Origin of the sequence: Rhodococcus sp. FH8 (assembly GCF_019266085.1) — a bacterium.
Classification (GTDB): Bacteria; Actinomycetota; Actinomycetes; order Mycobacteriales; family Mycobacteriaceae; genus Rhodococcus_F; species Rhodococcus_F qingshengii.
Genome location: NZ_LPNQ01000055.1, coordinates 41,014 through 65,988, shown reverse-complemented (window position 1 = coordinate 65,988; position 24,975 = coordinate 41,014). Strand labels below are relative to the sequence as shown.

At 62.5% G+C, this 24,975-nt stretch carries 24 protein-coding genes and 1 pseudogene; 13 read left to right on the top strand and 12 right to left on the bottom strand.

All coding sequences use genetic code 11. The annotated features are described in order from the left end of the window. Position 1: 1 nt before the first annotated feature. The 3 genes from ATN38_RS02310 to ATN38_RS02300 all read right to left on the bottom strand — a co-directional run bounded on the left by ATN38_RS02310 (position 2) and on the right by ATN38_RS02300 (position 2,900). Entirely contained in the window at positions 2 to 1,639 is a 1,638-nt protein-coding gene (locus ATN38_RS02310) for an acyl-CoA dehydrogenase family protein (RefSeq protein ID WP_218747531.1), read from the bottom strand. Further along, positions 1,623 to 2,246, bottom strand: coding sequence for a TetR/AcrR family transcriptional regulator (locus ATN38_RS02305; RefSeq protein ID WP_042924289.1), 624 nt, complete (start codon positions 2,244 to 2,246; stop codon positions 1,623 to 1,625). The genes ATN38_RS02310 and ATN38_RS02305 overlap by 17 nt, the downstream gene beginning before the upstream one ends. A gap of 87 nt (positions 2,247 to 2,333) precedes the next feature. After that, a complete protein-coding gene (locus tag ATN38_RS02300) occupies positions 2,334 to 2,900 on the bottom strand; it encodes a TetR/AcrR family transcriptional regulator (RefSeq protein WP_218747529.1) in 567 nt (188 codons plus the stop codon). An 86-nt stretch (positions 2,901 to 2,986) separates the two neighbouring features. Here ATN38_RS02300 and ATN38_RS02295 point away from each other — a divergent pair, with 86 nt between their 5' ends. Beyond that, positions 2,987 to 4,408: an MFS transporter gene (locus ATN38_RS02295; RefSeq protein ID WP_030537482.1), complete on the top strand. Its 1,422-nt coding sequence runs from the start codon at positions 2,987 to 2,989 to the stop codon at positions 4,406 to 4,408. 24 nt (positions 4,409 to 4,432) lie between these two features. Here ATN38_RS02295 and ATN38_RS02290 read toward each other — a convergent pair whose 3' ends face one another. After that, on the bottom strand, positions 4,433 to 5,374 hold the full coding sequence (locus ATN38_RS02290; RefSeq protein WP_218747527.1) for an NAD-dependent epimerase/dehydratase family protein: 942 nt from the start codon (positions 5,372 to 5,374) through the stop codon (positions 4,433 to 4,435). A gap of 134 nt (positions 5,375 to 5,508) precedes the next feature. On the opposite strand from ATN38_RS02290, the gene ATN38_RS02285 reads away from it, so the two are divergent. The 3 genes from ATN38_RS02285 to ATN38_RS02275 are packed head-to-tail and all read left to right on the top strand — an operon-like array spanning position 5,509 to position 7,137. After that, positions 5,509 to 6,204 (top strand): TetR/AcrR family transcriptional regulator, encoded by a 696-nt coding sequence (locus tag ATN38_RS02285; RefSeq protein ID WP_003942494.1) that lies wholly within the window; start codon positions 5,509 to 5,511, stop codon positions 6,202 to 6,204. 53 nt (positions 6,205 to 6,257) lie between these two features. Continuing rightward, positions 6,258 to 6,863 carry a YqgE/AlgH family protein gene (locus ATN38_RS02280; RefSeq protein WP_003942572.1) on the top strand — a complete coding sequence of 202 codons (606 nt, stop codon included), beginning with the start codon at positions 6,258 to 6,260 and terminating at the stop codon, positions 6,861 to 6,863. Between the two features lie 55 nt (positions 6,864 to 6,918). Beyond that, positions 6,919 to 7,137, top strand: a complete 219-nt coding sequence (locus ATN38_RS02275; protein WP_042924370.1) for a hypothetical protein — start codon at positions 6,919 to 6,921, stop codon at positions 7,135 to 7,137. On the opposite strand, the gene ATN38_RS02270 is transcribed toward ATN38_RS02275, so the two are convergent. Together ATN38_RS02270 and ATN38_RS02265 are read right to left on the bottom strand one after the other, a co-directional pair. Further along, positions 7,130 to 8,110, bottom strand: a complete 981-nt coding sequence (locus tag ATN38_RS02270; RefSeq protein WP_003942582.1) for a bile acid:sodium symporter family protein — start codon at positions 8,108 to 8,110, stop codon at positions 7,130 to 7,132. The two genes, ATN38_RS02275 and ATN38_RS02270, sit on opposite strands and share 8 nt — an antisense overlap. Before the next feature lie 4 nt (positions 8,111 to 8,114). Beyond that, positions 8,115 to 9,284 (bottom strand): MFS transporter, encoded by a 1,170-nt coding sequence (locus tag ATN38_RS02265; protein ID WP_218747525.1) that lies wholly within the window; start codon positions 9,282 to 9,284, stop codon positions 8,115 to 8,117. A gap of 162 nt (positions 9,285 to 9,446) precedes the next feature. Here ATN38_RS02265 and ATN38_RS02260 point away from each other — a divergent pair, with 162 nt between their 5' ends. Next, the gene (locus ATN38_RS02260; RefSeq protein WP_030537479.1) at positions 9,447 to 10,142 is read left to right on the top strand and encodes a FadR/GntR family transcriptional regulator; all 696 of its coding nucleotides are present in this window, start codon (positions 9,447 to 9,449) and stop codon (positions 10,140 to 10,142) included. On the opposite strand, the gene ATN38_RS02255 is transcribed toward ATN38_RS02260, so the two are convergent. Further along, positions 10,111 to 11,070, bottom strand: coding sequence for a DUF1648 domain-containing protein (locus tag ATN38_RS02255; RefSeq protein ID WP_233272407.1), 960 nt, complete (start codon positions 11,068 to 11,070; stop codon positions 10,111 to 10,113). The two genes, ATN38_RS02260 and ATN38_RS02255, sit on opposite strands and share 32 nt — an antisense overlap. 5 nt (positions 11,071 to 11,075) lie before the next feature. Next, on the bottom strand, positions 11,076 to 11,570 hold the full coding sequence (locus ATN38_RS02250; protein WP_024487923.1) for an SdpI family protein: 495 nt from the start codon (positions 11,568 to 11,570) through the stop codon (positions 11,076 to 11,078). Positions 11,571 to 11,671: 101 nt separating this feature from the next. On the opposite strand from ATN38_RS02250, the gene leuS reads away from it, so the two are divergent. From leuS to ATN38_RS02235, 3 genes are all read left to right on the top strand, one after another. Further along, the gene (gene leuS / locus ATN38_RS02245; protein ID WP_218747523.1) at positions 11,672 to 14,518 is read left to right on the top strand and encodes a leucine--tRNA ligase; all 2,847 of its coding nucleotides are present in this window, start codon (positions 11,672 to 11,674) and stop codon (positions 14,516 to 14,518) included. 424 nt (positions 14,519 to 14,942) lie between these two features. Next, the gene (locus ATN38_RS02240; protein WP_256931535.1) at positions 14,943 to 16,448 is read left to right on the top strand and encodes an MFS transporter; all 1,506 of its coding nucleotides are present in this window, start codon (positions 14,943 to 14,945) and stop codon (positions 16,446 to 16,448) included. Between the two features lie 63 nt (positions 16,449 to 16,511). After that, positions 16,512 to 16,871, top strand: a complete 360-nt coding sequence (locus ATN38_RS02235; RefSeq protein ID WP_256931533.1) for a hypothetical protein — start codon at positions 16,512 to 16,514, stop codon at positions 16,869 to 16,871. Positions 16,872 to 17,619: 748 nt separating this feature from the next. Here the strand turns inward: ATN38_RS02235 and ATN38_RS02230 are convergent. Continuing rightward, on the bottom strand, positions 17,620 to 17,805 hold the full coding sequence (locus tag ATN38_RS02230) for a hypothetical protein (RefSeq protein WP_042451762.1): 186 nt from the start codon (positions 17,803 to 17,805) through the stop codon (positions 17,620 to 17,622). Next, on the bottom strand, positions 17,802 to 18,020 hold the full coding sequence (locus tag ATN38_RS02225) for an antitoxin VbhA family protein (protein ID WP_042451760.1): 219 nt from the start codon (positions 18,018 to 18,020) through the stop codon (positions 17,802 to 17,804). Before ATN38_RS02225 ends, ATN38_RS02230 begins: the two co-directional genes overlap by 4 nt. Before the next feature lie 232 nt (positions 18,021 to 18,252). Between ATN38_RS02225 and ATN38_RS02220 the strand changes: the two genes are divergently transcribed. After that, positions 18,253 to 19,386: a hypothetical protein gene (locus ATN38_RS02220; protein WP_218747522.1), complete on the top strand. Its 1,134-nt coding sequence runs from the start codon at positions 18,253 to 18,255 to the stop codon at positions 19,384 to 19,386. 923 nt (positions 19,387 to 20,309) lie between these two features. Here ATN38_RS02220 and ATN38_RS33340 read toward each other — a convergent pair. Continuing rightward, entirely contained in the window at positions 20,310 to 20,480 is a 171-nt protein-coding gene (locus tag ATN38_RS33340; protein WP_372454400.1) for a helix-turn-helix domain-containing protein, read from the bottom strand. 45 nt (positions 20,481 to 20,525) lie between these two features. After that, positions 20,526 to 20,731: pseudogene (locus tag ATN38_RS33335) on the bottom strand (recombinase family protein); the annotation flags it as partial. A gap of 455 nt (positions 20,732 to 21,186) precedes the next feature. On the opposite strand from ATN38_RS33335, the gene ATN38_RS02210 reads away from it, so the two are divergent. The 4 genes from ATN38_RS02210 to ATN38_RS02195 all read left to right on the top strand — a co-directional run bounded on the left by ATN38_RS02210 (position 21,187) and on the right by ATN38_RS02195 (position 24,865). Then, positions 21,187 to 21,846: a DNA-binding response regulator gene (locus ATN38_RS02210; protein ID WP_283377601.1), complete on the top strand. Its 660-nt coding sequence runs from the start codon at positions 21,187 to 21,189 to the stop codon at positions 21,844 to 21,846. Beyond that, positions 21,843 to 23,045 carry a sensor histidine kinase gene (locus ATN38_RS02205; protein WP_042451752.1) on the top strand — a complete coding sequence of 401 codons (1,203 nt, stop codon included), beginning with the start codon at positions 21,843 to 21,845 and terminating at the stop codon, positions 23,043 to 23,045. The genes ATN38_RS02210 and ATN38_RS02205 overlap by 4 nt, the downstream gene beginning before the upstream one ends. Continuing rightward, a complete protein-coding gene (locus ATN38_RS02200) occupies positions 23,042 to 24,076 on the top strand; it encodes a hypothetical protein (protein ID WP_218747521.1) in 1,035 nt (344 codons plus the stop codon). The genes ATN38_RS02205 and ATN38_RS02200 overlap by 4 nt, the downstream gene beginning before the upstream one ends. 219 nt (positions 24,077 to 24,295) lie before the next feature. Beyond that, positions 24,296 to 24,865: a hypothetical protein gene (locus ATN38_RS02195; RefSeq protein ID WP_042451748.1), complete on the top strand. Its 570-nt coding sequence runs from the start codon at positions 24,296 to 24,298 to the stop codon at positions 24,863 to 24,865. The last annotated feature ends 110 nt before the right edge of the window (positions 24,866 to 24,975 follow it).

Sequence of the window (24,975 nt, the reverse complement as noted above, 5' to 3'; positions counted from 1 at the left end):
GTCAGGCGCCGATCTTGACGGTGGCCCGCTCGAGGATCGGCGCGACGTCCACGCCCCTCGGCAGCGTTCCGAACACACTCCCCCAGCTGTTTCCGAGCCGACTCGCGCAGAACGCGTCGGCCACCGCGGGGTGCCCGTAGCGGAGCAACAGCGAGGCCTGCAGTGCGAGCGCCATGTCGCCGACGATCTTCCGTGCCCGGTATTCGATGTCGTCGAAATCGCCGAAAGCCGCCTGGAGATCTCGCACGGCCTGATCGAAGTGGCCGTCCACTCCACTGGCTCGTTTCAGCTCGTCGAAGAACACCTGCAGTGTTTCGGGTTGCTTGGCCATCGCCCGCAGTGTGTCGAGCGCCGCGACGTTGCCGGAACCCTCCCACACCGAAAGCAGCGGAGCCTCGCGATAGAGGCGCGGCATCCGGGATTCCTCCACGTATCCGTTTCCGCCCAGACACTCGAGTGCCTCGGCAGCGTGGATCGGTCCGCGCTTGCAGACGAAGTACTTACTCACGGCCAACGAAATGCGTCGTAGTGCGCTGGCGTGGGCATCGCCTGCGGTTGCGCGGTCGGTCAGAGTGGCCAGCCACATCGCGACGGTGGTCGACGCTTCCGATTCCACCGCCAGATCTGCCAGAACGTTTCGCATCAAGGGTTGGTCGATCAGGTTGGCGCCGAAAGCACTTCGATGCGTCGCGTGGTGAACTGCCTGCATGGTGCCGACGCGCATGCCGGTGGCCGTGCCGATCGTGCAGTCCAACCGGGTCATGTTGACCATCTCGATGATGGTGCGCACGCCCCGGCCTTCTTCGCCGACCATCCACGCGAGAGCGTCGCGGTACTCGACCTCACTACTCGCGTTGGAATGATTGCCCAACTTGTCCTTCAGACGCTGCAGGTACATGTTGTTGAGCGAGCCGTCCGGCAGGACCCGAGGCAGGAAGAAGCACGACAGACCACCCGGTGCCTGGGCGAGGACGAGGAACACGTCCGACATCGGCGCGGAGGTGAACCACTTGTGGCCCGTCAGCAGGTAGCTGCCGTCGGATTGTGGCACTGCCCTTGTGGTTCCGGCACGAACATCCGAACCGCCCTGTTTTTCTGTCATCGACATACCGGCGATCAATCCGGGTTTGGTGAGGGGAGCTTTCAGCGCCGAATCGTAGTGCCGCGTGGTCAGGAGGGGTTCGTACTGCGCGGCCAGATCCGCGTTGTGCCGCAGCGCGGGGATCACGGCGTACGTCATGGAGATGGGACAGCCGTGACCGGCGTCGGTTTGACCCCACACGGCCATCTTCGCGGCGCGGACGAGGTGTGCGTGTGGATTCGGGTCAACCCACGGAGCGCCGTGCAGTCCCAATTCCACTGCGGTGCTCATGAGTTGGTGATAGGCGGGGTCGTAGCGGACCTCGTCGATACGGTTGCCGTAGCGATCGTGGGTTCTCAGGACGGGTGGGTGCTCCTCGGCCAGATCGCCCCACTCCTGGGCCTGAGCACTGCCGGCGCGGATCCCGACGCGATGAACCCCCTCGAGTGCGTCCGATGCTCCTTCGCGGTGTAGTGCCTCGAGGATCGGCGCGTATTCGGCTGCGTCGTAATCGATCAGGGGCGGAACCTGATTGGTGACTTCATGCGTGGGTGTCATCGAAGCTCCCTAACGATCGAAGGGTGAAGGCGAGAATGGCGTCGATCGCAGCGGGATCGGTGGTGCCGCCGCGCAGTGGAAGGATCAGGGCCTCGCCGATTGCCCCGACGATGCACGCTGCCGTCAGAGTGGCGTCCTGTGGCGGTATCTCACCGGATTCGACTGCCGAACGAATTGCGGTGGCCAGGCAATCGCGGAACGATTCGCGAAACATGAGACGCTGTTCGTCGACGAGTGGGTCCACCGGTTCCACCAGCAGGGCATAGGCGAGAACCGGTGCGCGCATGGCACGTTCGGCGAAGGTCCGAACCGACGCCGATACCGCGGAGCGGTGGTTGCCTTCCAGATGTCGGGCGCTGTCTCCGGCGTCCCGAGCTGCGGATACCTCACGGCTGCAGACTGATTGGAACACTTCGGCGAACAATTCGCCCTTGCCGTCGAAATGTCGATACAGCGTCCCGGTGCCGACGCCAGCGTTCTTGGCCACCGCGGCGATGGAACATCCCGCATAGCCGTGAGTTGCCACTGCCGTCGTGGCGGCCTCGAGCAGTCGGGCGCGTTGGGCGTCCAATCTTTCCTGTACTGCCGGAGTGCGGCGATAGGCCATGTGAAGAAGTGAACACCCGTTCCGTTCTTGCGTCAAGAGCTGACTGGAGCAGAACGGCGACATGACTACTGGAGCATCGTTGAACTTTTACACGCAAACCCCGTGGGTGAGCATTTCGATCAGCCCGTCGGCCGCCTTTCGAAACGGTTCTTCGGATTGGGCAGCACGAGCGAGGACGTAAGCACCTTGCCGCACTGCGAGAATGGTGGCGGCGAGAGCTTCGATGTTCGCATCGGGACGGATTTCACCGTTGCTGCGCCCGTCTTCGAGTGTGGATGCGATGTTCTGTTGAATCCACACGAACATGGTCTGGATCGGTGCTCGCAACTCGTCGTTGGATGCGACCTCGGAGTCTTGGACCAATCTCCCGAGCCGACACCCGCGGAGGACGTGTTCGTCGATCGTGAGGAAGGCAGCGATCTTGTCGACGGTCGTCTCGCCGGAGCTGAGTCGTTCGGTGATTTGCGCTTGTAGTTCGCGCCCCATGAGATGCTCTGCGGCCACCGCCAGGTCCGCTTTCCCCTGGAAGTGGTGGTACATGCTGCCTTGCCCGACGTCAGCCATTTTCTGCACGGCACGTGGGCTCGTTCCGGAGTAGCCACGCTCCCACAACAGTTCTTGCATGCTTGCGATCAGCCGTTCCGCGCTACCCATACAGACATTGTACCTATGGGTATGTACAGTCTCTGTGAAAGCTGTTGTACTTGCAGGTACAGAAATTCCGGAGACGGGGGCCTCCTATGGGCACGAGCAACATCTCTGCTGACAGCTCGGTCGGTGACGCAGTCTCCGGCGGCACGAAACATACTGCGCTGTTGGGTGATTCGAGAGATCAGGCACTGGCACTCACTGCGGTTTGTCTTGGATTCTTCATGATCCTGTTGGACGGGAGCGCTCTCAACATCGCGTTACCGGCAATCGAACGCGACATCGGTGGCTCCGTTGCCGCTTTGCAATGGTTGGTGAACATCTACACGGTTCCTCTGGCCAGCCTGTTGCTCACAGCGGGAGTTCTGGCGGACCGAGTCGGTTCCCGCAGTGTCTTCCTGTGGTCGTTGGGCGGCTTCACGGCGGCTTCTCTGTTGTGCGCCGTCAGCCCAAACCTTCTATCGCTGGCGGCATTTCGTTGCCTGCAGGGTATCGCTGCTGCCGGGCTTCTTCCAACGACACTGGCGATCATTGCACGCACCTATCCGGATCCGATCGCGCGTGCCAAGGCAATCACGATGTGGGGAGCAACGGGCGGAATCGCATTGGTCGCAGGACCGATCGGAGGAGGCTTGCTCACCGAGTTCATCGGTTGGCGCTCGATCTTCTTCGTCAATGTTCCCATCGGCGTTCTAGCCCTCTGGCTGTGCTGGCGGCATGTCCGTGAAACCGCGACGCGCGATGCGGAATCCTATGACGTTCCCGGGCAGGTCCTCGGCATCGCCGGACTTGCCCTCCTGGTAGCCGGTTTGATCGAAGGCGGCTCCCGCGGGTGGGGTGATCCGTTGGCGCTGGCGTTGCTACTCGGATGTGTGCCAGCGCTCGTCGGGTTCTTCGTCGTCGAGGGCCGAACCCGGCATCCGGTTCTGCCGCTGTCGATCTTCCGTAAGCCGGCGTTCTCTGCATCCATAGCGAACGGATTCGCCTTCCAATTCGGGGCCTACGGCATGCAATTCATGCTCGCGATATTCATCCAGTCATACTGGGGCTCTTCAGCGCTGCGGACAGGACTGTTCTTTCTGCCGTTTGCAGTGTTGTGGACGTTCGGAACGCTGGTCCTCAATCGCGTGTGGGCAGGTCGCGGTATGTGCTGGCTCCTGACTGTCGGTGCTTCCACTGCTGCGATCGGCGCGCTCCTGTGCACCGCGATCGGGGACAGCGATACCTGGCCTGTGGTCATGGCGGGGACCGCCCTGGTCGGTCTCGGGTGTGGTGTGTTCGGCCCCAGCTGCAATGGAGCGGCCATGGCAGTGATCGACAAATCGTTCGCCGGACTTGCCTCGGGGGTACTGAATACCTCCCGTCAAACGGGCATGGCGATCGGCGTCGCGGCCCTGGGCATCGCTCTGAGTGCGTCGAACTCCGTTGGTGGGGCACGCATCGGGATGATCTTCGTTGCAGCGTGTTTCGTGGCCATCGTCGCTCTCAGTCGACGCTATCTCACGCAGATCTGAGTGATGCCCGGCCCACCGCCAGATTCAGGCAGCAGCGGCGCGAGCCTGTTCCTCGCGCCACCACGCGACGGTCGCTTCGGCGGCCTGATCGAGCGGCGTCGGCGAGAGTCCGAGCAGCACTTCGCTGGCGCTCGAGTCCATGACAAACGGCTTGGTGAACTGGTAGTTCATCTCCGCGAGTTCGCGGCTGTCGGTGTTGATCTTGCCGACGGCGTCGAGCACCCAGGCGGGGAGTACACCCACCTTGGCGGGGGATGCCCCGGCGGCGCGGGCGAAGGCCTCGGCGATCTTGCGCTGAGTGAGCGCGGTGCCGGTGGGTGCGTGGAGGACGGAGTTCCAAAGCTCGGGGTTGTGTGCCGCCGCGATCATCGCTGCTGCGAGATCGGGGATGTAGGTGAAGGAGTGCGGCTGATCTGCGGAACCGATGACACGAATCTTCTTACCTGCCATGACCTTCGGAACCATGCGCTCACCGGCGTGGGCGGTGCGGACGCGGGGGCCGAAGAAGTCCGAGGCCACGACGCTGACGGTGGGTGTTGCAGAGGCCTCGCGAGCGCGCAGCAGCGCGGTGCGCACGCCGCGCTTGCCACCGGTGGCGTTGCGTGGATCGGATTCGGTCATCAGGGTGTCGGAGTTGTAGGCGTAGAGGCTTTCGGGGAAGACCACGACGGCACCGATGGATGCGGCCGCGTCGAGCACAACCTCCTCGGCCGCCGGGAGTTCCCGCTCCCAATCGGCTGCGTTGTAAGCAGCGTGGATGCAGTGGTAGATGGCCGTGGCGCCCTCGCTGACCGAGCGAAGGGCCTCGGAATCCGAGACGTCGACGCGTCGGCGGTCGATCAGCGGGTGCTCGGGCCCGCTGCCGGACCTGGTCAGGATGCGGACGTTGATTCCCTGCTCGGCGAGCTGTAGCGCGACGGCGGATCCGACGGGTCCTGCTCCGGTGACGATTTCGAGGTTCGACATGGTGTGCTCCTTCTTGTTTCGAGTGAACTGAGAGCACTGCTCTCGTTTTCAAGAATGCACCTGCACCCGAGCGCTGTCAAGAGCAGTGCTCTCTTTTGTTGATACTGCTCTCGGGAATGGGGCAAGATGGACCCATGGTTGGAACTCCCCGCGAACGGGCGCGCGAACAGACGCTGCAGGACATCACCCGTATCGGACGCGAGCATCTCGCTGCCGTCGGCGCTGCAGCCTTGTCTCTGCGGGCCGTCGCGCGTGACCTGGGAGTCGTGTCCTCAGCGGTATACCGCTATGTCGCCAGTCGGGACGAACTGCTGACCTTGCTGGTGGTCGACGGGTACACGGAACTGGGCGCGGAAGTGGACGCAGCCGTGAATGCCGTTGCAGCAGAGGATTTTCGCGGACAGTTCATTGCTCTAGGGCGCGCCGTTCGGAGCTGGGCGATCCGGGAGCCGGCCCGCTACGGTCTGTTGTTCGGCAGCCCCGTCCCCGGCTACGACGCTCCGGGCGAGCAGACCACCGGCCCCGGCACCCTCGTCGTGACCCGGCTGATCGGGATCATCGACGCCGCCCATCGCGCGGGTTCACTGACGGTGCGAGAGGGTCCGGGCCTGAGTGACACGTTGGCAGCGGACCTCGAGGGAGTGCGGAATGAACTGGGTACCGACCTGCCGCCGGATGCCGCGGTGCGCGCAACTCTCGTCTGGGTATCGCTGTTCGGTTCGGTGAACTTCGAGGTGTTCGGGCAGTACGGAAGCGATACGTTCACCGACGCGAGCGAGATTTTCGAGCGGCATTTGGCACTACTTGCCGATGTGGCGGGTCTGACCTGAACACGCTTGTGTCTCGTTCCTCCGCGCGCAGTTGTCGGTGAGATGATGACCTTGTGGCGCACGCAGAAGAACCCGAGGATCGAATGGCCTGGATAGAACCGGAGGTTCGTCCGGGCAGTTTGTTGGTGTCGTCGACCGATCTCACGGAACCCGCATTTCGCCGCACCGTCATCTACATGATCGAGCACAACGACGCCGGGAGCCTGGGCGTCGTCGTCAATCGGCCGAGTGAGACGGCCGTGCAGAACGTGTTGCCGCAGTGGTCACCGCTGACCGCGCATCCTTCGGCCCTGTACATCGGTGGACCAGTCAAGCGTGACTCGGCGCTTTGCCTGGGCATCGCTCGCAACGGTGCGCGGATCGACGGCGTCGCCGGCCTGCGGCGGGTGGACGGCAAGGTAGTCATGGTGGATCTGGACTCGGACCCGGAGGTCATTGCTCCTCTGGTCGAAGGGATCCGCATTTTTGCCGGGTACTCGGGTTGGACTCTGGGCCAGCTGGATTCGGAGCTCGAGCGTGAAGACTGGATGGTGATCAGCTCGCTGCCGTCGGATGTGCTGACGCCGCCCCGAGTCGATGTCTGGGCACGGGTGCTACGACGCCAGCCGCTACCCGTGGCGATGCTGGCCAGCCACCCCATCGAGGTGGAACGAAACTGACTTGTCGGAGGTCGATGATATTCCTGTGTCATCGTTTTCGAGAGAGGTGGCAGCAATGATCGCTGAGCGTCAGATCCAGTGCGCGGATTGTGTTTCGGATGTCGATCACTGCCACGATTCTTTGCTACGGCATGCCGACGGGTCACTCGAATGCACCGGCGCGAACTGCCTCGACCTGGCATCGGTCCGCCATGCGCTGTCCATCGATTGTGCTGAACTGCAGGGCGGTTGCGGCTGCGTCGACGCGACCCGAGGCGAGTTGCTCGCTAGCTGACGCTGACCGGATCCCGATTCGCGAAGCGTTGCGCCATCGCAGCACAGACGATCAGTTGGATCTGATGGAAGATCATCAGCGGCAACACGATCAGGCCGACGGGCTGGCCCGCGAACAGTACAGCCGCCATCGGTAGGCCCGTTGCCAAGGACTTCTTCGACCCGCAGAAGATGATGACGATCTGATCGGGAAGATCGAACCCGAGCTTGCGCCCCGCGAGAGTGGTCACGCCGAGAACCAGCGCGAGAATCAGGCAGCACACGATTGTGAGGATCACGATCTGCCAGATCGTGATGGTGCTCCAGATCCCCTCTTTCATGCTTTCGCTGAAGGCGGCGAAGACAACGAGGAGGATCGATCCGCGATCGACGTACTTGGTGGGTTCGGCGTACTTCTGCAGCCATCCGATCACCAGCGGGCGGATCAGCTGACCGACGATGAACGGGATCAGCAACTGCACGACGATGTCGAGGATCGACGAGAAGTCGACCGTCGCCTGGCCGGTGGTGTTCATCAGCAGAACCACCAGCAGCGGTGTGACGAAGACGCCGATCAGGTTGGAGAACGACGCACTGACGATCGCGCCCGCGACGTTCCCCTTGGCGATCGAGGTGAACGCGATCGAAGACTGAACCGTCGACGGAACCAGGCACATGTAGAGGATGCCGGTGTAGAGCTCGTCGCTGATCAGCGTCGGTGACAGGAATCGCAGTGCTAGGCCGATCAGTGGGAACAGCACGAACGTCGCGGCGAGGACGACGGTGTGCAGTCGCCAGTGCTTGACGCCCTTCCAGGCTTCCTGCGGCGAGAGCCGTGCGCCGTAGAGCAGGAACAAGAAGCCGATGGCGATCTTGGTGGCCCAGTTCAGAATGCTCTCCGCGGTACCCGATACCGGGAACACACTTCCGAGCACGCCGGCGATGATGATGCCGAGGATGAACCCGTCGATGTAGAACCTACTGAGAAACTTCACCTGGCTAAGGATAACGGCGTGCGTCGACGGGCTCTCGAGCCCCACGAAGGTTGAAGCCCATCACGGCCAGGCACAGCAGCGTCCCGACGATCGACAGTTCGATGATGGCCGTCTGCATTCCCTGGATGGTGATGGCGATACCCGCGATGATCGACGGGATCGCCAGTCCCGCGTAGCTGACGGTGAAGAATGCCGCCAGGACTCCGCCGTGGCTCTCGCGGGCGTGGATTCGGGCGGCGGCGTTGACGCGCTTCATGCCGCCGGCAAACGCCAGACCGTGCCCGGCGCCGACCACGACGGTGATGACGCCAAGCAGTGCCAGGCTCGGGACGAGGTCGACCACGAGGAGGCCGATCATTCCCAGAGCGAGGATTCCCAGGCCGGCGGTGACGGACGTGCGCGGGTCCATGCGGCTTCCGCCGAGTTGCGCGACCACCGAGCAGATCATCACCAGTGCGGCCGCCCCGCCGCCGAGTAGAAGGTTGTCGATGTTCAGCAGGCTGGTCATCCACGACGGGACCACCGACTGGAAGAGCCCGACCGCGCCCCACGACAGCGCGACGGCGAGCGAGCTGAGCCAGAAAGTCTCGCGAATAGTGGCGGGAACATGTGGCATTTGGAAGAACCGCTTCGGGCGTGTGACGTCCCCGATCCGCGGAAGTAGCAGCAACACGATCAGTGCCGGGATGAACGCGACGAGGAAGATCAGATACGGCAACCGCAGCGGTTGTGGAAGGTACTGGGCGATTGCACCGGACACGAGTGGTCCGAGCGCACCGCCCAACGCGCCCGTCACCGTCGATACGAGCGCTGCTCGTCGGTGATCGAACTTCGGTTCCTGCTCCACCAATGCGGCGCTGCCCGCCGCACTGGCCGCGCCCACCGCGATTCCCTGGGCAATCCGGCCGACGAACAACCACACCGTCGCGTCGGCAAATGCCAGAACGAGCGTGCCGACGACGCTCAGAGCGAGTGCAGTAAGGAGCACGGTGCGTCGGCCGAGGGCGTCGGACAGCGGTCCGAAGAACAGCAATGCCGGAACGAGGCCGGCGACGTAGACGCCGTAGATCAGCGTCTGGATGGTGGGCGTGAATCCGAACTCGGTCCGGTACAGCCCGTAGACGGAGGTGGGCATGTTCGCGCCCAAGAGGATCACGGTGAGGACGTAGCCCACGCCGTAGAAGTGTCGATTGGTGCGGCGTGTGCGTTCTTCGGTGGCGACAGCTGTGGCGGACGTGGGAAGCCCCTCCTGAAGACAGAGTGCGAAAATACATGGGTCGTCCTACGTATCGTAGGTGAGTGGAATGATCGCCGCTAATGCTGTGAGGATGAGCTGATGACCGTTGTTCGCAAAGAGTCCGCGTACGAGCAATCCCTCGACTGGATGCGCACGCAGATCTCCGACGGCGTCTGGACAGTGGGCAATCGTGTTCCGACCGAGCCGGAGCTGATGAGTGTTCTCGGCGTCGGCCGGAACACCGTGCGCGAAGCGATCAAGACATTGACCTCGACGGGAGTTCTCGAGATCCGTCGCGGATCAGGGACCTTCGTGCGCGCTCGGACCGACATCGGCGGACTGCTCGGCAAACACGCGTCCGTCGACGAGATGAAATACGTCTTCGAAGTGCGTCGTGCGCTCGAGATGGAAGCGGTCCGGTTGGCGTGTGAGCGTCGCAGCGACGACGACGTTCGGATACTTCGTGAACTGGCCGCCAAGCGTGATGTCCCAGCGGAGAACTTCGTCGACGTCGATCTCGCGTTTCACATTGCCGTTGTCGATGCCGCCCACAATCCCGTGCTGAAAGATCTGTTTGCCGGAATCCTCGAAACAGTTCGAGCCACCTACGAGGTGACCGAAGGGGTGCATCCGCCGTCGCTGACGTCTTCGCATCATCAGGGAGTTGCCGAAGCCATCGCCGAACGCGATGTCACCAAAGCCAGGGCTGCGGCGTGTGGGTATCTCGAGAAGACTCAGGAAGCGATCGGTTCAGGCTCGGCGGTTACCGAGTCCGGGCGTCGGCCAATCGATTGAGTGACCCCGCGATGTCTTCGGCTTCGGGTGTCGTGATCGTGAGTCGGTCGCCACAAGCGAACGTGATGACCACCGCTGGTCCGGTGCGGGTGACGACGCCGTAGTTACGACGACCCTTGGTCTTGAGTCCCCAGCCGCCGAAGTCCGCGAACGGTTTGATCTCCGCGACGTCGGCTCCGACAACTTCCTCGATGCCGTAGGTCATCGCAGCCATCCCCATGTTGATCACCCGGATTTCCCGTTCGTCGACGATCACCCGGAAGCGAACCAGGCTGACGACGAGCAGTCCGAGTGCCCCGAAGATGAACAACGGCCAGAGTGACCGCATCGCCAACGCCATGATGACTCCGGGCGCCAGAGTGATCGCAGTGAGGATCACCGACCCCTTGGTGCTGAATCCGACGTCGTCGGAGATGGGGAGAGCGCAGCGGCTTCGCGGCAACCCGGCCGAGGGTTCGATCGTGGCAAGAGTGCGGACGCGGTAGTCACGCAGGAAGGAGGCGCCGATCCACCCCAGCACCCCGCCGACTGCAAAGCCGACACCGAGAGACCACAGCGGGAGTGACGTCGTGGACGGATCGGCGACATCGAGTTGGGTGTAGAGCAAAGCGAAGTTCACTGTCGTGACGAGCCCGACCATGCTCAGCCCGACAACCAACATGAAGCGACGCATCATCAACATCGCGGGAGCAAGAGCAGCAATCGCGCTGAGACCGCCACCGAAGAGCAGTGTCAAAAGTGCAATGGTCCATGCGTTGGCCGACGGGGTGGAGAAGCCGTCCGGCGAGGTGGTGGTCCAGTGAGTCGCGATCTGCTCCGGGAGGCGAGGCTCCCAAATTTTTGTCAGGACGAAGCCGAAGACCGCACACAACAGCGGAACGACTAGCCCGAATACGACCCCGGCCGGGTCGACCACGCGATGTTTCACGTGAATCAATGAGCCGGCTGGCAAGCATCCTTGAGCGCGCAGGCACCGCAGGAAGCGGTGCCGCAAGCGGCAGCGTTCGCCTTAGCCTCGGGGGTCTCCGCCACCGGCTCGTCGGCGGCAGGCTCGGAGTGGCCGCCGCAGTTGCAGTCGTTACCGCATCCGCTCTGTTGTGGGAGTGCGGCGGCTGCGCGGGTGCCGATGCCTCCACCGAAACCGGCAGTGAGGACGGCGACGACGACGGCGATGATCGCGACCGCGACGCCGAAGACTCCGCCGATGGTCAGTGCTGCGACTCCGCCGATGACCAACATTCCAGCGGCCGCGAGCATGGTCGGACCGGCCACCTTGTTGGCGAGGGCGAACGACTCCTCGCTCCGCAGGGAATCCTCGGTGCGGACACCGGCCCAGCGGTTGCGCGGGAGTTTGCCGATCAGACCGGCGACACCAACTCCACCGACGGCGACAGCGAGCACGAATAGCACCACAGCGACAACGATCACCCATACAGGATAGGCGCGAGTGGAGTTGATGGTATGCCCGGGTCGTGCAGGCTCTACCCTGGTTATCGGTATTTCCGTCAGCCAAGTAGATAGCGACCACAGTGACCGAGTCTCCGCAGTCCCCCGATTCACCAGCCGACGCAACTCCGCAGCACCGCTACACCGCGGAGCTCGCCGGCCAGATCGAGCAGCACTGGCAGGACCGCTGGAGTGAGGAAGGCACGTTCAACGCGCCCAATCCGGTCGGTCCGCTCTCCTCGCCCGACGGTGTTCCCGCCGACAAGCTCTTTGTTCAGGACATGTTCCCGTACCCCTCGGGTTCGGGCCTGCATGTCGGTCACCCGCTCGGATACATCGCTACGGACGTCTTCGCGCGCTTCCATCGCATGCAGGGCCGCAATGTCCTGCACACCCTCGGTTACGACGCCTTCGGTCTCCCGGCCGAGCAGTACGCCGTGCAGACGGGTACCCACCCACGGACCACCACCGAGTCCAACATCGCCAACATGAAGCGCCAGCTGCGACGCCTGGGTCTGGGCCACGACGAGCGTCGTAGTCTCGCGACGACGGATGTCGACTTCTACCACTGGACGCAGTGGATCTTCCTGCAGATCCATGGCGCCTGGTACGACAAGGAAGCCGGCAAGGCGCGTCGTATCTCCGAGTTGGAAGCCGAGTTCGATTCCGGTGAGCGCGCTCTGGAAGACGGACGCGAGTGGGCTTCGTTGGACGTGGCCGCGAAGGCCAAGGTTCTGGACTCGTACCGCCTTGTCTACCAGTCGGATTCGATGGTCAACTGGTGCCCCGGTTTGGGTACCGTCCTGGCCAACGAGGAAGTCACCGCCGACGGTCGTAGTGACCGCGGAAACTTCCCAGTCTTCCGTAAGCATCTCCAGCAGTGGATGATGCGCATCACCGCGTACTCCGATCGCCTGGTCGACGACCTCGAGTACCTGGATTGGCCGGACAAGGTCAAGGCCATGCAGCGCAACTGGATCGGACGCTCGTACGGTGCCGAAGTTACCTTTGCTGCAGGCGAGTACGGCGTCGATGTGTTCACTACCCGTCCGGACACGCTGTTCGGCGCCACCTACGTGACGCTGGCTCCTGAGCACGACTTGGTGGACAAGCTCGTCGCGGACGAGTGGCCCGAAGGTGTCGACGCGCGCTGGACTGGCGGTGCCACGACTCCAGCGGAAGCTGTTGCTGCATACCGTAAGTCGATTGCCGCCAAGACCGACCTGGAGCGCCAGGAAAACAAGGAGAAGACGGGCGTCTTCCTCGGTTCCTACGCCGTCAATCCGGTCAACGGACACAAGGTTCCGATCTTCATCGCCGACTACGTTCTGACGGGTTACGGCACCGGTGCGATCATGGCAGTTCCGGGACACGATCACCGTGACTGGGAGTTCGCGAACGCGTTCGGTCTGGATATTCTCGAAGTTATTGCCGGTGGCAATGTTTCGGAGGCTGCGTACTCCGGTGACGGCCCGCTGGTGAACTCCGACTACCTCGACGGGCTGGACGTTGCCGAGGCCAAGGCGACCGTCATCAGTCGCCTCGAGGAGAGCGGGCAGGGCAAGGGCACCATCCAGTACAAGCTGCGCGACTGGCTTTTCGCGCGTCAGCGTTACTGGGGCGAGCCCTTCCCGATCGTCTACGACGCGGACGGCAACGCACACGCTCTGCCGGATTCGGCTCTGCCCGTGGTGCTTCCGGAGGTCGAGGACTACGCACCCGTGTCCTTCGATCCGGACGACGCCAGCTCCGAGCCCTCTCCCCCGCTGAACAAGGCGACCGACTGGGTCAACGTCGAGCTCGATCTCGGTGACGGTCTGCAGACCTACCACCGCGACACCAACGTCATGCCGCAGTGGGCAGGTAGCTCGTGGTACCAGCTGCGCTACATCGATCCCACCAACCAGGACGCCTTCTGCGATCCGCAGAACGAGGCGTACTGGACGGGTCCGCGTCCGGAACTGCACGGCCCCAACGATCCCGGTGGAGTCGACCTGTACGTCGGCGGCGTCGAGCATGCGGTGCTGCACCTGCTGTACTCGCGCTTCTGGCACAAGGTTCTGTTCGACCTGGGCTACGTGTCCTCGAGCGAGCCGTACCGTCGCCTCTACAACCAGGGCTACATCCAGGCATTCGCGTACACCGATGCCCGCGGCGTCTACGTGCCGGCAGAAGAGGTCGTCGAGCGTGACGGCAAGTTCTTCTTCGAGGGCGCCGAGGTCAACCGCGAGTACGGCAAGATGGGCAAGAGCCTGAAGAATGCCGTTGCGCCGGACGAGATCTGCGCCGAGTTCGGTGCAGACACCCTGCGTGTGTACGAGATGTCGATGGGTCCGCTGGACACCTCGCGTCCGTGGGCTACCAAGGACGTCGTCGGTGCTGCGCGATTCCTGCAGCGAGTGTGGCGCGTCGTCATCGACGAGGAGACCGGCAAGCCCCGTGTCACCGACGAAGCGCCCGGTGAGGAGACTTTGCGTGCGCTCAACAAGGCGATTTCCGGTGTCATCGAGGATTACACGGCGCTGCGCGACAACACGGCCGCCGCGAAGCTGATCGAGTACAACAACCACCTCACCAAGGCGTTCCCGGGCGGTGCGCCGCGTGCTGCTGTCGAGCCGCTGGTGCTGATGCTCGCTCCCCTGGCGCCGCACCTCGCGGAAGAGCTGTGGTCGCGTCTGGGTCACACGGAATCCCTTGCGCACGGACCCTTCCCCGCTGTCGAGGAGAAGTGGCTCGTCGAGGATACCGTCGAGTACCCGATCCAGGTCAACGGCAAGGTTCGTAGCCGCATCAGCGTCCCGGCGGATGCCGATCGCAAGGCTGTCGAAGAGATTGCGCTGGCCGATGAGAAGATCGTCGCTCTGGTCGAGGGCAACGCACCCCGCAAGGTGATCGTTGTGCCGGGCAAGATGGTCAACATAGTTCTGTAGGGCCTTCGGCCCCTGTGCGCCGTTTTGGTAGTAACCGCTACCGAAACGGCGCACAGTCGTTTCTGGGGATGATTCCCGACGTTGACACCGAGGGGGGAACCTCAAAGGCGGGATCGTCAAGTACGGGGTGGTCGGTATTTCGTAATGGGAATGGCTCCACGTTCAAGTTCGAACCGAAAATCGTTGCCGTTGCTCATAATCCAAGGCCAGGTTCGAGTTTGTGACGCCAATCAGTCGTTGTCCTGAATGTCCCGCTCCACGGAACATTTGGTAGCGCGTGTTCGATGTGAGGGCTGTGATGCACGTAACACGTTGCCGAGAGCGGTAGCTGTCGTTCCACTGCACTTCCCCGCAAGGCCCCCGTCGGCGGTATTCGACAGGGGGTCAATCGAATTTGTAGGTGTCCCGAAAGGATCTTCCAGCCATGGCGTCTCACGTCCACAGCTCCGGTTCGTCTCCTAGTGCGCCCGAACCGACATCGATACCGGAGCGTTGGACTCCGCGACTGGTGTTCTCTCTGGCGTCGATCGTTCTACTTCTCGAGATGCTCGCGGTGAGCTACATGATGATTTCCACTGCGCTGCCGGCCATCTCGGCGCATTATCAAACGCCGCAGGGAGCTTGGCTGCTCACGTCGTTCTTGCTGCTGGGGGCGGTCGCGTCTCCTCTGCTCGGAAAGCTCGCCGACATGTACGGCAAGCGAAAAGTCCTGCTCTTGGCGGTCGCCGGCGCAGCGGTCGGATCCTTCATTTCGGCGGTTGCGCCGAGCTATGCCGTCCTGATTCTGGGCCGGTCATTGACGGGTCTTCTCGTTCCCTGCCTCTTCCTGAGCTACTCCCTCATTCGAGATGTCTTCCCGCCGAAAACTGTTGCGCTGGCAGTCAGTATCGCGACTTCCGGTATGGGTCTGATCGCGATTCCGGCCCCGTTCGTCTCCGGTTGGTTGATCGACAACCACGGGTTCCGGAGCATCTTCTGGTTCTTTGTCGTCGGGCTGGTTCTCCTCGGCGGCATGATCTTCGCTTCGACGGCGGAATCGACTGTCCGACTTCGCTCTTCGCTGGACCTGATCGGCGCGGTACTGCTCGGATCGGGCATCGCCGGAATTCTGATCGGCGTCAGCTTCGGACCGACCTGGGGCTGGAAGAACGGTTCGACACTGGCCTACCTGATCGGCGGCGTCGCACTGTTGGTGGCTTGGGTTGCCTCCGCCCGAGCCATCCGAGAGCCCCTGATCGACCTGCGCTACTTCGGCAAGCGTTCGGTGATGCTCACTGCCGTCGGTGCCGGGTTCTGCTACGGCGCGTCGGGAGTCTTCACGATTTTGCTGCCGATGATGGTGATGACCCCCGCAGTTCTCGGCCTGGGATACGGATTCGGCGTGACGGCAGAGGGATTCGCGATCTTCCAGGCGCCCCTTGGCGGCATGGTGGTGGTCGGTGGTTTGATCGTGGGCTTCCTCGTGGGGCGCAACATCCGGCCCCGTCTGCTGATGATCATCGGAATGATCCTCATGGCAGTCGGATTCACGTTGACGGCAACCATTCACGACAACAAGCCTCTGCTCATCATCTTTGCCGGAATCTTCGGTGTCGGTATGGGTATGGGCTACGCCTCCATCCCGAACCTGCTCATCGAGGCAGTGCCGCCGCAGTTGCAGGCAACCACGGCGAGCATGGTTGCGGTCTTCCAGAGCATCTTCCCCGCAGTGCTTCCCGTCATCGCCTTCACGGTCTTGAACTCGCACATCGCGATGGCGATGGAGGGCGCTGTCTTCTACACCGACGAGGGCATGCGTATCGCGTTCCTGATCGGTGCTGCTGCAGCAGTTCTCGGCGCGATCGCAGCCGTGTTCCTGCCGCGAAACATCGTCCAGATCGGCGCAGAAGACGGTGTGCAGCAGGAGACGTCCCTTCTCCCTGCTCACTGATCGGAAATGCTGCGCGTGTAGATCCGGGCTGACAGGATTGGGTGTACCGACGAAAGGACTCCCATGACGTTCGCGGATCTGGACGGCGATGAACTGTGGAGTTACCTGACGGAGCGTTCAGGATTGCCCGGCCCGCGCGCGAACCTTGGGCTCATGCTCGAGTTCGCGCGCGGCGCCGATGACGACGACATCCTGCTGGCGGCGGAGTCCGAGGACGAATACATCCGCTGCTGTGGGATCGTCGGGCTCGGATTCATTCTTGTTCGTTCACGCGACAAGGCTGTTCTGAACAGTCTGACGGAGGCAACCACCAGTGCGTCGTGGCGTGCACGTGAAGCTGCCGCGATGGCCGTTCACGCGATAGGTGACACGGATCCGGAATTATCGGCGGTGCAGGGAAAGCCAGGCGAGCGGTACGCGTGAAGTCGCCGAGTTCACCGCCTTCGGCGGACTCCGCCGAAACCTGCGGCCGGGTGTCGGTGAGCGCTTTGTCCAGCAATACTTCCAGGCGGTCTGCTCGGGTGGTGGATTACTTGTAGAAGCGTGCGTGAACGAATTTTGTTCGCAGTGACCGGTTTTCGGTGAACTGCGTGACGTCGAGTTCGTACCCGGCGTGGCGGGCGAGTTCGGAGAAGAACACGAATTGTGTTCTGGTGTTCCTTCTCTGAAGCTGTGGATGGTGTTGATTTCTCCCCAGTGTTCGGCGAGGCCGGATAGGGATTCTTCGCGGTCTCGGCCGCGCAGGCGATCGTGTTGGCGAGTCGACGAAATTGGAGGTTGGCGGCATCGGCAATGGCCGGGGCTGGGTAGTAGCCGTAGTTCACCATGGGCGCGAGGATCGCTGGCGGGTAATAGACGAAGGCGGGTCCGGCCTTTTGCGCATCTCGCTGAGCGGGCCCGTGCGTTCTTATACGGCCCAGCCGTACACGTCCTGAAAGAGTGCTCGGTGGATGGCTTTGAGTTAGTTGTGTCGAATGAACCGCGAATGGGGTCGAGTTTGCGGCGACCAGGCGCACAGACGCGGCGCGCTCTTCGAACAGTCTGAGTTTGTCGGGATCGGTGGTTCCGTAAGGTCGGTTGCGCCGGTCAGATTGTTGCGTAGAACAGTTGTTCCGGCGATGTAATAGTCATCCCAGGAACGAAACCATGGAGTTTTCCGCGGGAAGGGACGTCAGTACCCCAGTTCGCGGCGAAACGCGGCGACTTCTCCTTCCGGGGTGCGAGTTTTGGAAGCGACCCGGCGAGCGGCCGCTTCATCGGCCGGGGTGAAAGTTCCGCCGGCCAGGCGAATTCCCGCTGCGGCGAACTTGACGGAATCTTCGATGTCGCGAGAGGCGGATTTGCGTGCTGCGGTCATGGGCGCTGCTCCTTGCGTTCGTTCAATGCTGCGGCGAGGGCAAGTTCGACGGCTTCGTCGCCGGTGATTTCTCCGCGTAGTTGTCGGCGTCCGATGGCGATGTCCGCGGCGGTGGGCTCCATGTCCGCCATGCGGTGACCGGCTGTGGCGGCGGCGATCGCGCGGTCGATCTGGGCTTCCGTCAGGCGTGGTTGCGGGTTGGATGCGGTGCTCACCGGTGCTCCTTCGCCGTCGCAGGGGACAGTGCGGTCACACAGAAGGGATCTATTCCCTATATAACCTGATCATTGCTATTTTCCTGCGGCATCCGGGACTCACGGAGGCAGTCGGAACCGGTTCCCTGGCTGTTCTGGCGGAGCTCGTACGGGCGATGTCAGTGGAGCAAGGCAGAATGCCATGAGAAGAACGTGAATATGCATTCGCATGGGCGGGTGGAAGGAGTCGCACGTGGGTGACCTGTCGCCGATCGAGCCGGACGGGCTGGGCATCGAGGACTCGATGGAGCTGATGGTCATCGACGACGAGCTCGGTACCGCGCTTGTCGGTACCGAAGATGCCATTGCGGCCTTTGCGCTCGAGTGGGACACAGCGCTCTCACCTGTCCCGATCGACTCCGGCACAATGTTGCCGAAGATGGCCAGTCAGGCATTTGGGGGCCGCGCGGTCGGAGCCGCATACGCGGTTGGCAAGCGATACCACGAGCTGTTCGCTCGGCCGAAATCCGGGGCAACCGTCACTTATCACAAGATGGTGCGTAATCCACAAAGCGGCAAGATCATCTCCAACGCGCGGATCGCGAACCCTGGCGCGATGGTGGCGGGGGTAGGACCGCAGATGGTTGCGATCGCCGCGTTAGAAGCGGCGATCAGCGCCCAGTTCGACCAGGTCCATGAGCACCTGGACGTGATCGAAGACAAGGTGGACGAGCTACTCCGATTGGCCGAGGCTCATCGGATCGGGGACGTGTACGGACAGCACCGTCTCCTCTCGGCCAAAGTGCGGGACTTGGCGTCGGGGCATGCATTGACCAACACAGATTGGTCATCGATCGCCTCGCTGGGGGCAGATTTGGAAGTCGGGATTGAGAGACTTCGGGTCCATGCCGTCAAACAGTTGGAAACGCTGGACGGACGCGCTGGCCCAGGCAAGCGATCCGAGCAGCTTGAGCAGCTGTTGAACAAGAACAGACTCGGAGAGACCCTGCAACTGCTGGTCGTAGCCCAAAAATCACTGTTTCAGTGGCACAAGCTCAGGCTGGAACAGGTGCGAAACACTGAGCCGCAGCACGTGGACCAAACCATCACCAGCGCGCGCACAACCCTCCGCGAGCAGCATGAGGCCGACATACAGCTAGTTGCGCGGATGCGAGAGGTCTTGGAAATTAATGCCGTGCTGCGCCTGAACGAAGCGCATCACAAGATTGCCGCCGCGGTCTTGGCCGGCACCGCGACGCGTTGCGCGAAATTCTGGATCACTTCATCCAGGCTCGGAACCTGCAGATTACGCAGTGGGACAGCCCGGAACACGCGCGGATCGCCGATGTATTGGTCGCGGCAAAGGACCGGACGTCTGAAGTATTGACGTCCGGGCGACGGCAGTTGGCACGAGGTGCCGCCAACGTCGCCGCGTGGGCCGAGCCCGAACCCAAGGAACCCAAGGACTCCTGACAGCGACCATGCGAAACGTACGGGAAGAGCTCAGCTCCTCGATCTAGCTACGTAGGAGTTCCGTGCGGCGAGTCCGCCGGGACAGTCTCATGAACGTCCCGCTCGATGTTCAGGCACGTACTTCCAGCCCAGTTGGCCATCGACCGACGAACATCGATCGTCGCCGGAATCGGAGTCGCGCTGCTCTTCGGAGCACAACCTGCCGTTGCTTATCGCGATCGACGTGGTATTAACGGGGGCCTTACGAGATCCTGTCAGGCCGGCCCGTTTTTTCAGTAGCGCGTTCGGCACGGCCGTCGAGGTAGCTGGGTAGAGTAGCCAGACTTGGTGTTTCACAAGCCGTTTCCGCTGGCCCGGGCGATCCCTAAGGCGCCTTCGAAGGGGCGCGGAACCGGAGCCGTCCCGCGGAGTAGCGGCGTGTCGCCCCCGGAAGCGTAGAGATTTCCCCGACGATTTATCGGCCATCCCAGACCCCAGCCGCTTCCCGCCTCTCGAGCGCACTGCTCCTGTGCGCAGCGCCTGCACCGTAACGCGCCACTATCAGGCGCGATGAACGAAGTAAGCCAGGGAAGGAAATATGCATGATCGGACGCCTACCTGATTTTCCCGAAGAAGTTCTGTTCTGGTACGCATTCTTGCTGCCACTGGCCGCCTGGTGGAATCCACTCTGAGGAGACGAAACGATGATCGGATACTTACCTGACCTGTTTGTCATGCCTCCCGTCTGGGGGTGGACCAGCACAGCCTGGAACGCATTTGCCACATGGTGGAATCAGTTCTGACTTCGCTTAATCACCATCGACTCCGGCGAATTATCGACGTCGAACATGCCATGAATCAAACCATCCGTTGGTTTTCACTGTGATACCAAGGGACAGTAGTGCGGGGAACAATCAACATCGCCGCGATCTGCGCGTCCGTCTTCTCCCCCGCGTCGTAGAGTCGCTGGGCGAGTGCGATTTGATCGTCGTTGAGCTTCGACGGACGGCCGCCCCATCTGCCGCGCACCCGCGCAACGGCCAAGCCGTCCCGAGTGTTGGCCACGATCAATTCACGGTGGAGTTCCTCAAGGACGGACAGCATTCCGAACATCGCTCGCCCTTCCGCTGTGGCGGTGTCGATGCCCTGCTCGAGACTTTCAATCCGATCTCGCGCTCGCGTAACTCGGCGCCGAGAGTGATCAGATGTAACGCCGATCGCCCCAACCGATCCAGTCGGGTGATCACCAACGTGTCACCGCTACATAGTCGGGTCAGCACCGCATCAAGTTGCGGACGTGAGGCTTTCGCGCCGCCCGCGTGACCGGTGTGAATGTTCACGGCTGTGAATTTTCACGGCGTCGACATCCGCCCGAGTCAGGGCATCGACCTGTGGAGCAGGGTTCTAATCTGCGCTTGGAACCCTTGCGTAACCGAACCGCATCTGTCGGGAACTGCACTAATTTAAAGTTTTCCGACAGATATGGAGTCGTCGGCATCTACCAGAATCAGGCCGGGGAGAGCACATTCGGAGTCTCCCCGTGTATGTGCCGATCAGGGCACTGGACGTTCGCTTGTCTTCTCGCACGCTGCTTTGTACAGACCTCGATGACGATCCGCAAGGATCATGTATCCGGTGATCGAACACTAACGCAGTACCGATGTGCTGAAATATCGATGATGCACAGGGGTAGCTGGGATCGGTTCAGCGCCCTCGACAGAGGACGGCTGATGTGGTGAGAGATTCCGATGTGAAGCAGATCGGCGTGGTCGAAGATCACTCCGCAGTGGTCCTGGGGTTGCAGGCTATGTTGGCCGAACATCCCGATCTGGAAATCGCGGCGTCGGCCCCCACAGTCACAGAGCTGCTGGATCAACAGATTTCGTTGGATTTCGTGCTGCTAGATCTGAGGTTGGCGGATGGTTCCTCCCCGACTGCGAATATCGACCGACTGCGGGCTGCGAATTTGGAAGCGTTGGTGTTCACCGGCGCGGAAAATCCCTACCTGGTCAGATTGGCTGCGAAGGCGGGTGTGCTGGGTGTTATCCGTAAGTCAGCGCCGACCGAGCAGGTTGTTGACGCCATCGCTGCCGCCGCCGCCGGCCACCCTGTGGCGACCACCGAATGGGCCGCCGCGATCGACGGCGATCCCGACCTACCCGCCGTCGGGCTCAGCTCGCGACAACGAGACGTCCTCACCTTGTACGCGTCCGGAGAGAAAGCCGATCGCGTAGCGCGGATGACCGGGCTGACTCCGAATACAGTCAACGACTACCTCGCACGGATCCGCACAAAATACGCCGACGCCGGCCGGCCGGCGCGAACGAAAACAGACCTCTACAAGCGCGCCGTCGAAGACGGCTGGCTACCTGTGCCGGAGCATCCGATCCGATGACCCATCAGTCGCTTCGCCCTGAACAGAAGGCCGTACGGACGGAAGACACCGACCGGATCTTGCGAATGTTCGCCAGGTTCACCAGCATCGGATACATCGCATACCTGGTGATCTTGTCGCCATCGATCACCGAACTCGCTCCGCGAATGGCTCCGTGGTGGACGCCGATCATGGTCGTTGCCGTGTTCGGGTCCGGACTCATCCCCGGCGCGCTGTCGTTTCGAACCGAGACGCAGGCGATGCGCGCCGCCGCTGCCTTAGCGGCGACGGTGTTTCTTATCGCGGTGGCCACCTGGCCGGCAGCATGGAACGGACCGGACCTCCCCGCCAATGATGGCGTGTGGCTGGCCGCGTTCCCCGGTCTGGCAAGCCTCGCCGCTGTACTTGTCTGGTCGACACCGGCCGCATTCGTTCACCTGGCGATCGGGTGCACGGGTGTACAGCTGATCAACCTCGTAGCCCGCGACGGCGCGCAATCAGGGATGTTGGTCCCGGAGATCGCCTTCGCGATCATGTTCTGCACCTTGTTCGTCGGCGGCGCCGCGATGGCACTACGCACCGGGCGGGTACTCGATGCCACCACCGACGAGACATACGCCGCGGCAGCTGACGCTGCCGCCCAACGTGCTCGTATCGTCGAGCGTGAACGTTTCGACGCGCTCATCCATGACAGCGTGCTCTCAACGCTTCTGGCTGCCTCACATGGGCAGCCGCATTCACTTCTCCGCGACCTCTCCGAAACAACGCTGGCGGAACTCGACGATCTCCGTATCGGAAGCGAACCAGCACAACCGTTCTCACTCGAACACGCACTTGTCCATCTGAGGACCGCGGCCACCGACGCCGACGCCCAGGCCAGGTTCGAAGTCATTGACACCGATACCGAGCCGCTGCCGTTCCTGCCTGCCGAGTGTGTTCGCGCGCTGGGGTCGGCATTGTCCGAGGCCCTGCGCAACTCTCGCCTGCACGCCGGACCTGATGCACTGCGAACGGTCACCACGGCAGTGACCAGGACCGGCGTCCGAATCGAGGTCGCTGACAACGGGTCCGGCTTCGTTGCTTCCGACGTCGCGCCGCACCGACTCGGCATCACCGTCAGCATCCTCGGCCGCATGCGCGCCGTCCCCGGCGGATCGGCACACGTGGATACCAGCCCCGGCGTCGGCACGACAGTACATCTAGGGTGGGAATCCGAATGACTCACCACTACAACGATGTTCACGATGTTCGAGAGTTGCTCGGTCTGCGCACCATCGCAGCGAAAACCGTCCTCACCGCGTTCGTGGCGACGTTCGCTCTGGTCGCCTGGTCCACGAATCCACCCGGAGGTGGATGGTTCGAGTTCGCAGCCTGGATCGTCGTCAGTATCGGCGCAGTGGGCCTCATCGGGGTTCCGGGCGATCCGCTTGCGGCTCCGGCTACCGCATACCTGACGCTGTCCGGGCCGATCGCTGTCAATCTGATCTTTGTCGTCGTCCCCGTTCCGATCGACGGGCTCCTGCAGTTGTGGCCCCTGGCGGCGTCGACGGCGATCTACACCTACATGTGTGTCCGAGGCCGCACCGTGTGGGCGTGGATCGGTATGGCTGCCGTCCTTGCCAGCTGCATGCTCTGGGCGGAGCGGACCGGTCAAAGCGCCGCTTACGGGCTGTCGATGTCGGCGATCAACCTCGCACCGCTATTGATGGCGACCTTCTTCGCCTGGACCATCCGGCCCGCCGCCCGCGAGATCTTTGCCCTCCGCCGACAAGCGACGTTGCGCATCGCCGCCGAAGCAGCCGACACCGCCGTTCTCGACGAACGCGACGCCCAACTCACACGCCTGGACGACCTTGCCCGACCCCTCCTCGAACGCATCACCGACGCCGACCCACTGACCGGCCAGGAACGCCTCGACTGCCAGCTCCTCGAAGCGCACCTACGCGACACCTTGCGAGCTCCGACCCTCGCCGTCCCCCACATCGCCGTCGAGGCGCGCGCGGCCCGTACACGCGGAGTCGAGGTCATCCTGCTCGACGACCACGCCCTCGACACCGCATCCGAAGAAGTACGAGACCGCGTCATCGCCGCCGCCGCAGACGCACTCATCACCGCGCATTCCGGCTCACTGACGATCCGGATACTTCCGCCCGATCGTGACGTTCTCGCCACCATTCTCCACAGCACCCGCGACGACATCGTCCGAGTCGAATACGACCCGGACGGTCAACCGCTCGCCCCACGTATCTGATCAGGTCTGCTTGCTTATAGAGGCTGTGCCACCATTTTTGGGGTCTGTGCGCCATCGATCCATTCGACTACTTTTGACCCATTCCAGGTGGATCGACTGGTCGGTTTCAGCTGGTGCAAATGATATGCCGCTCCCTCACACGCTGACACCTAGCTCCCGCTGACAAACACACCTCGAGAAGCGCACGTCGGCCAACACTCCTCCCGAAAGGACTTCCCCATGCGCAAAGTTTGCGCTGTCGCAGGATTCACCGCTCTACTCGTCGCCGCAGGAACCGGGGCCGCAGCAGCGGATCCCTTCCTCACCGGACCCGAATCCGATATTTACACCATCACCACCACCGAAAACGCAGCGACCATCACGCTCACCGCACCCGCCTACCAGGTGTGCAACGCAGGTCTGATCCTCCCCGGCACACCCGAAGACCTGAATGCGCAGGCCGAAGGCAACTTGCCTGTAAACCCGACATCAGGTCCGGGATGGACTGGAGCGTACGAGTTCCTCGCACATGACCCGGCACTGTTCGAGACCCCGAGATTCGCGGGAGTACGCGACCTGGGATTCACCAGCCCAAGAGTCAACACGATCCCGCTGTCCACCGGCACGTACACGATCATCGGACAGTGCACGCCCTACGACGAGAACGGCAACTATGCCGGCGACGACGTCACCCACTTCAAGTCGTTCACCATCGGCGGCACCGAAGAACCTGGGGGGCCTACCGACCCGGGAAATCCCCCCACCGGCGGCGGAAACTCCGGCTCCCTCGGATCCTTGTTCGGCTCGTGACCCAACGGATCGACTAGACCGGATCACATCCACGCAGTATGTCTCGAGCCAGTCGATGCGTGTCGATCACTGGACTTCCGTTGTCTTGCACATAGTTCAACGGTTCTGAG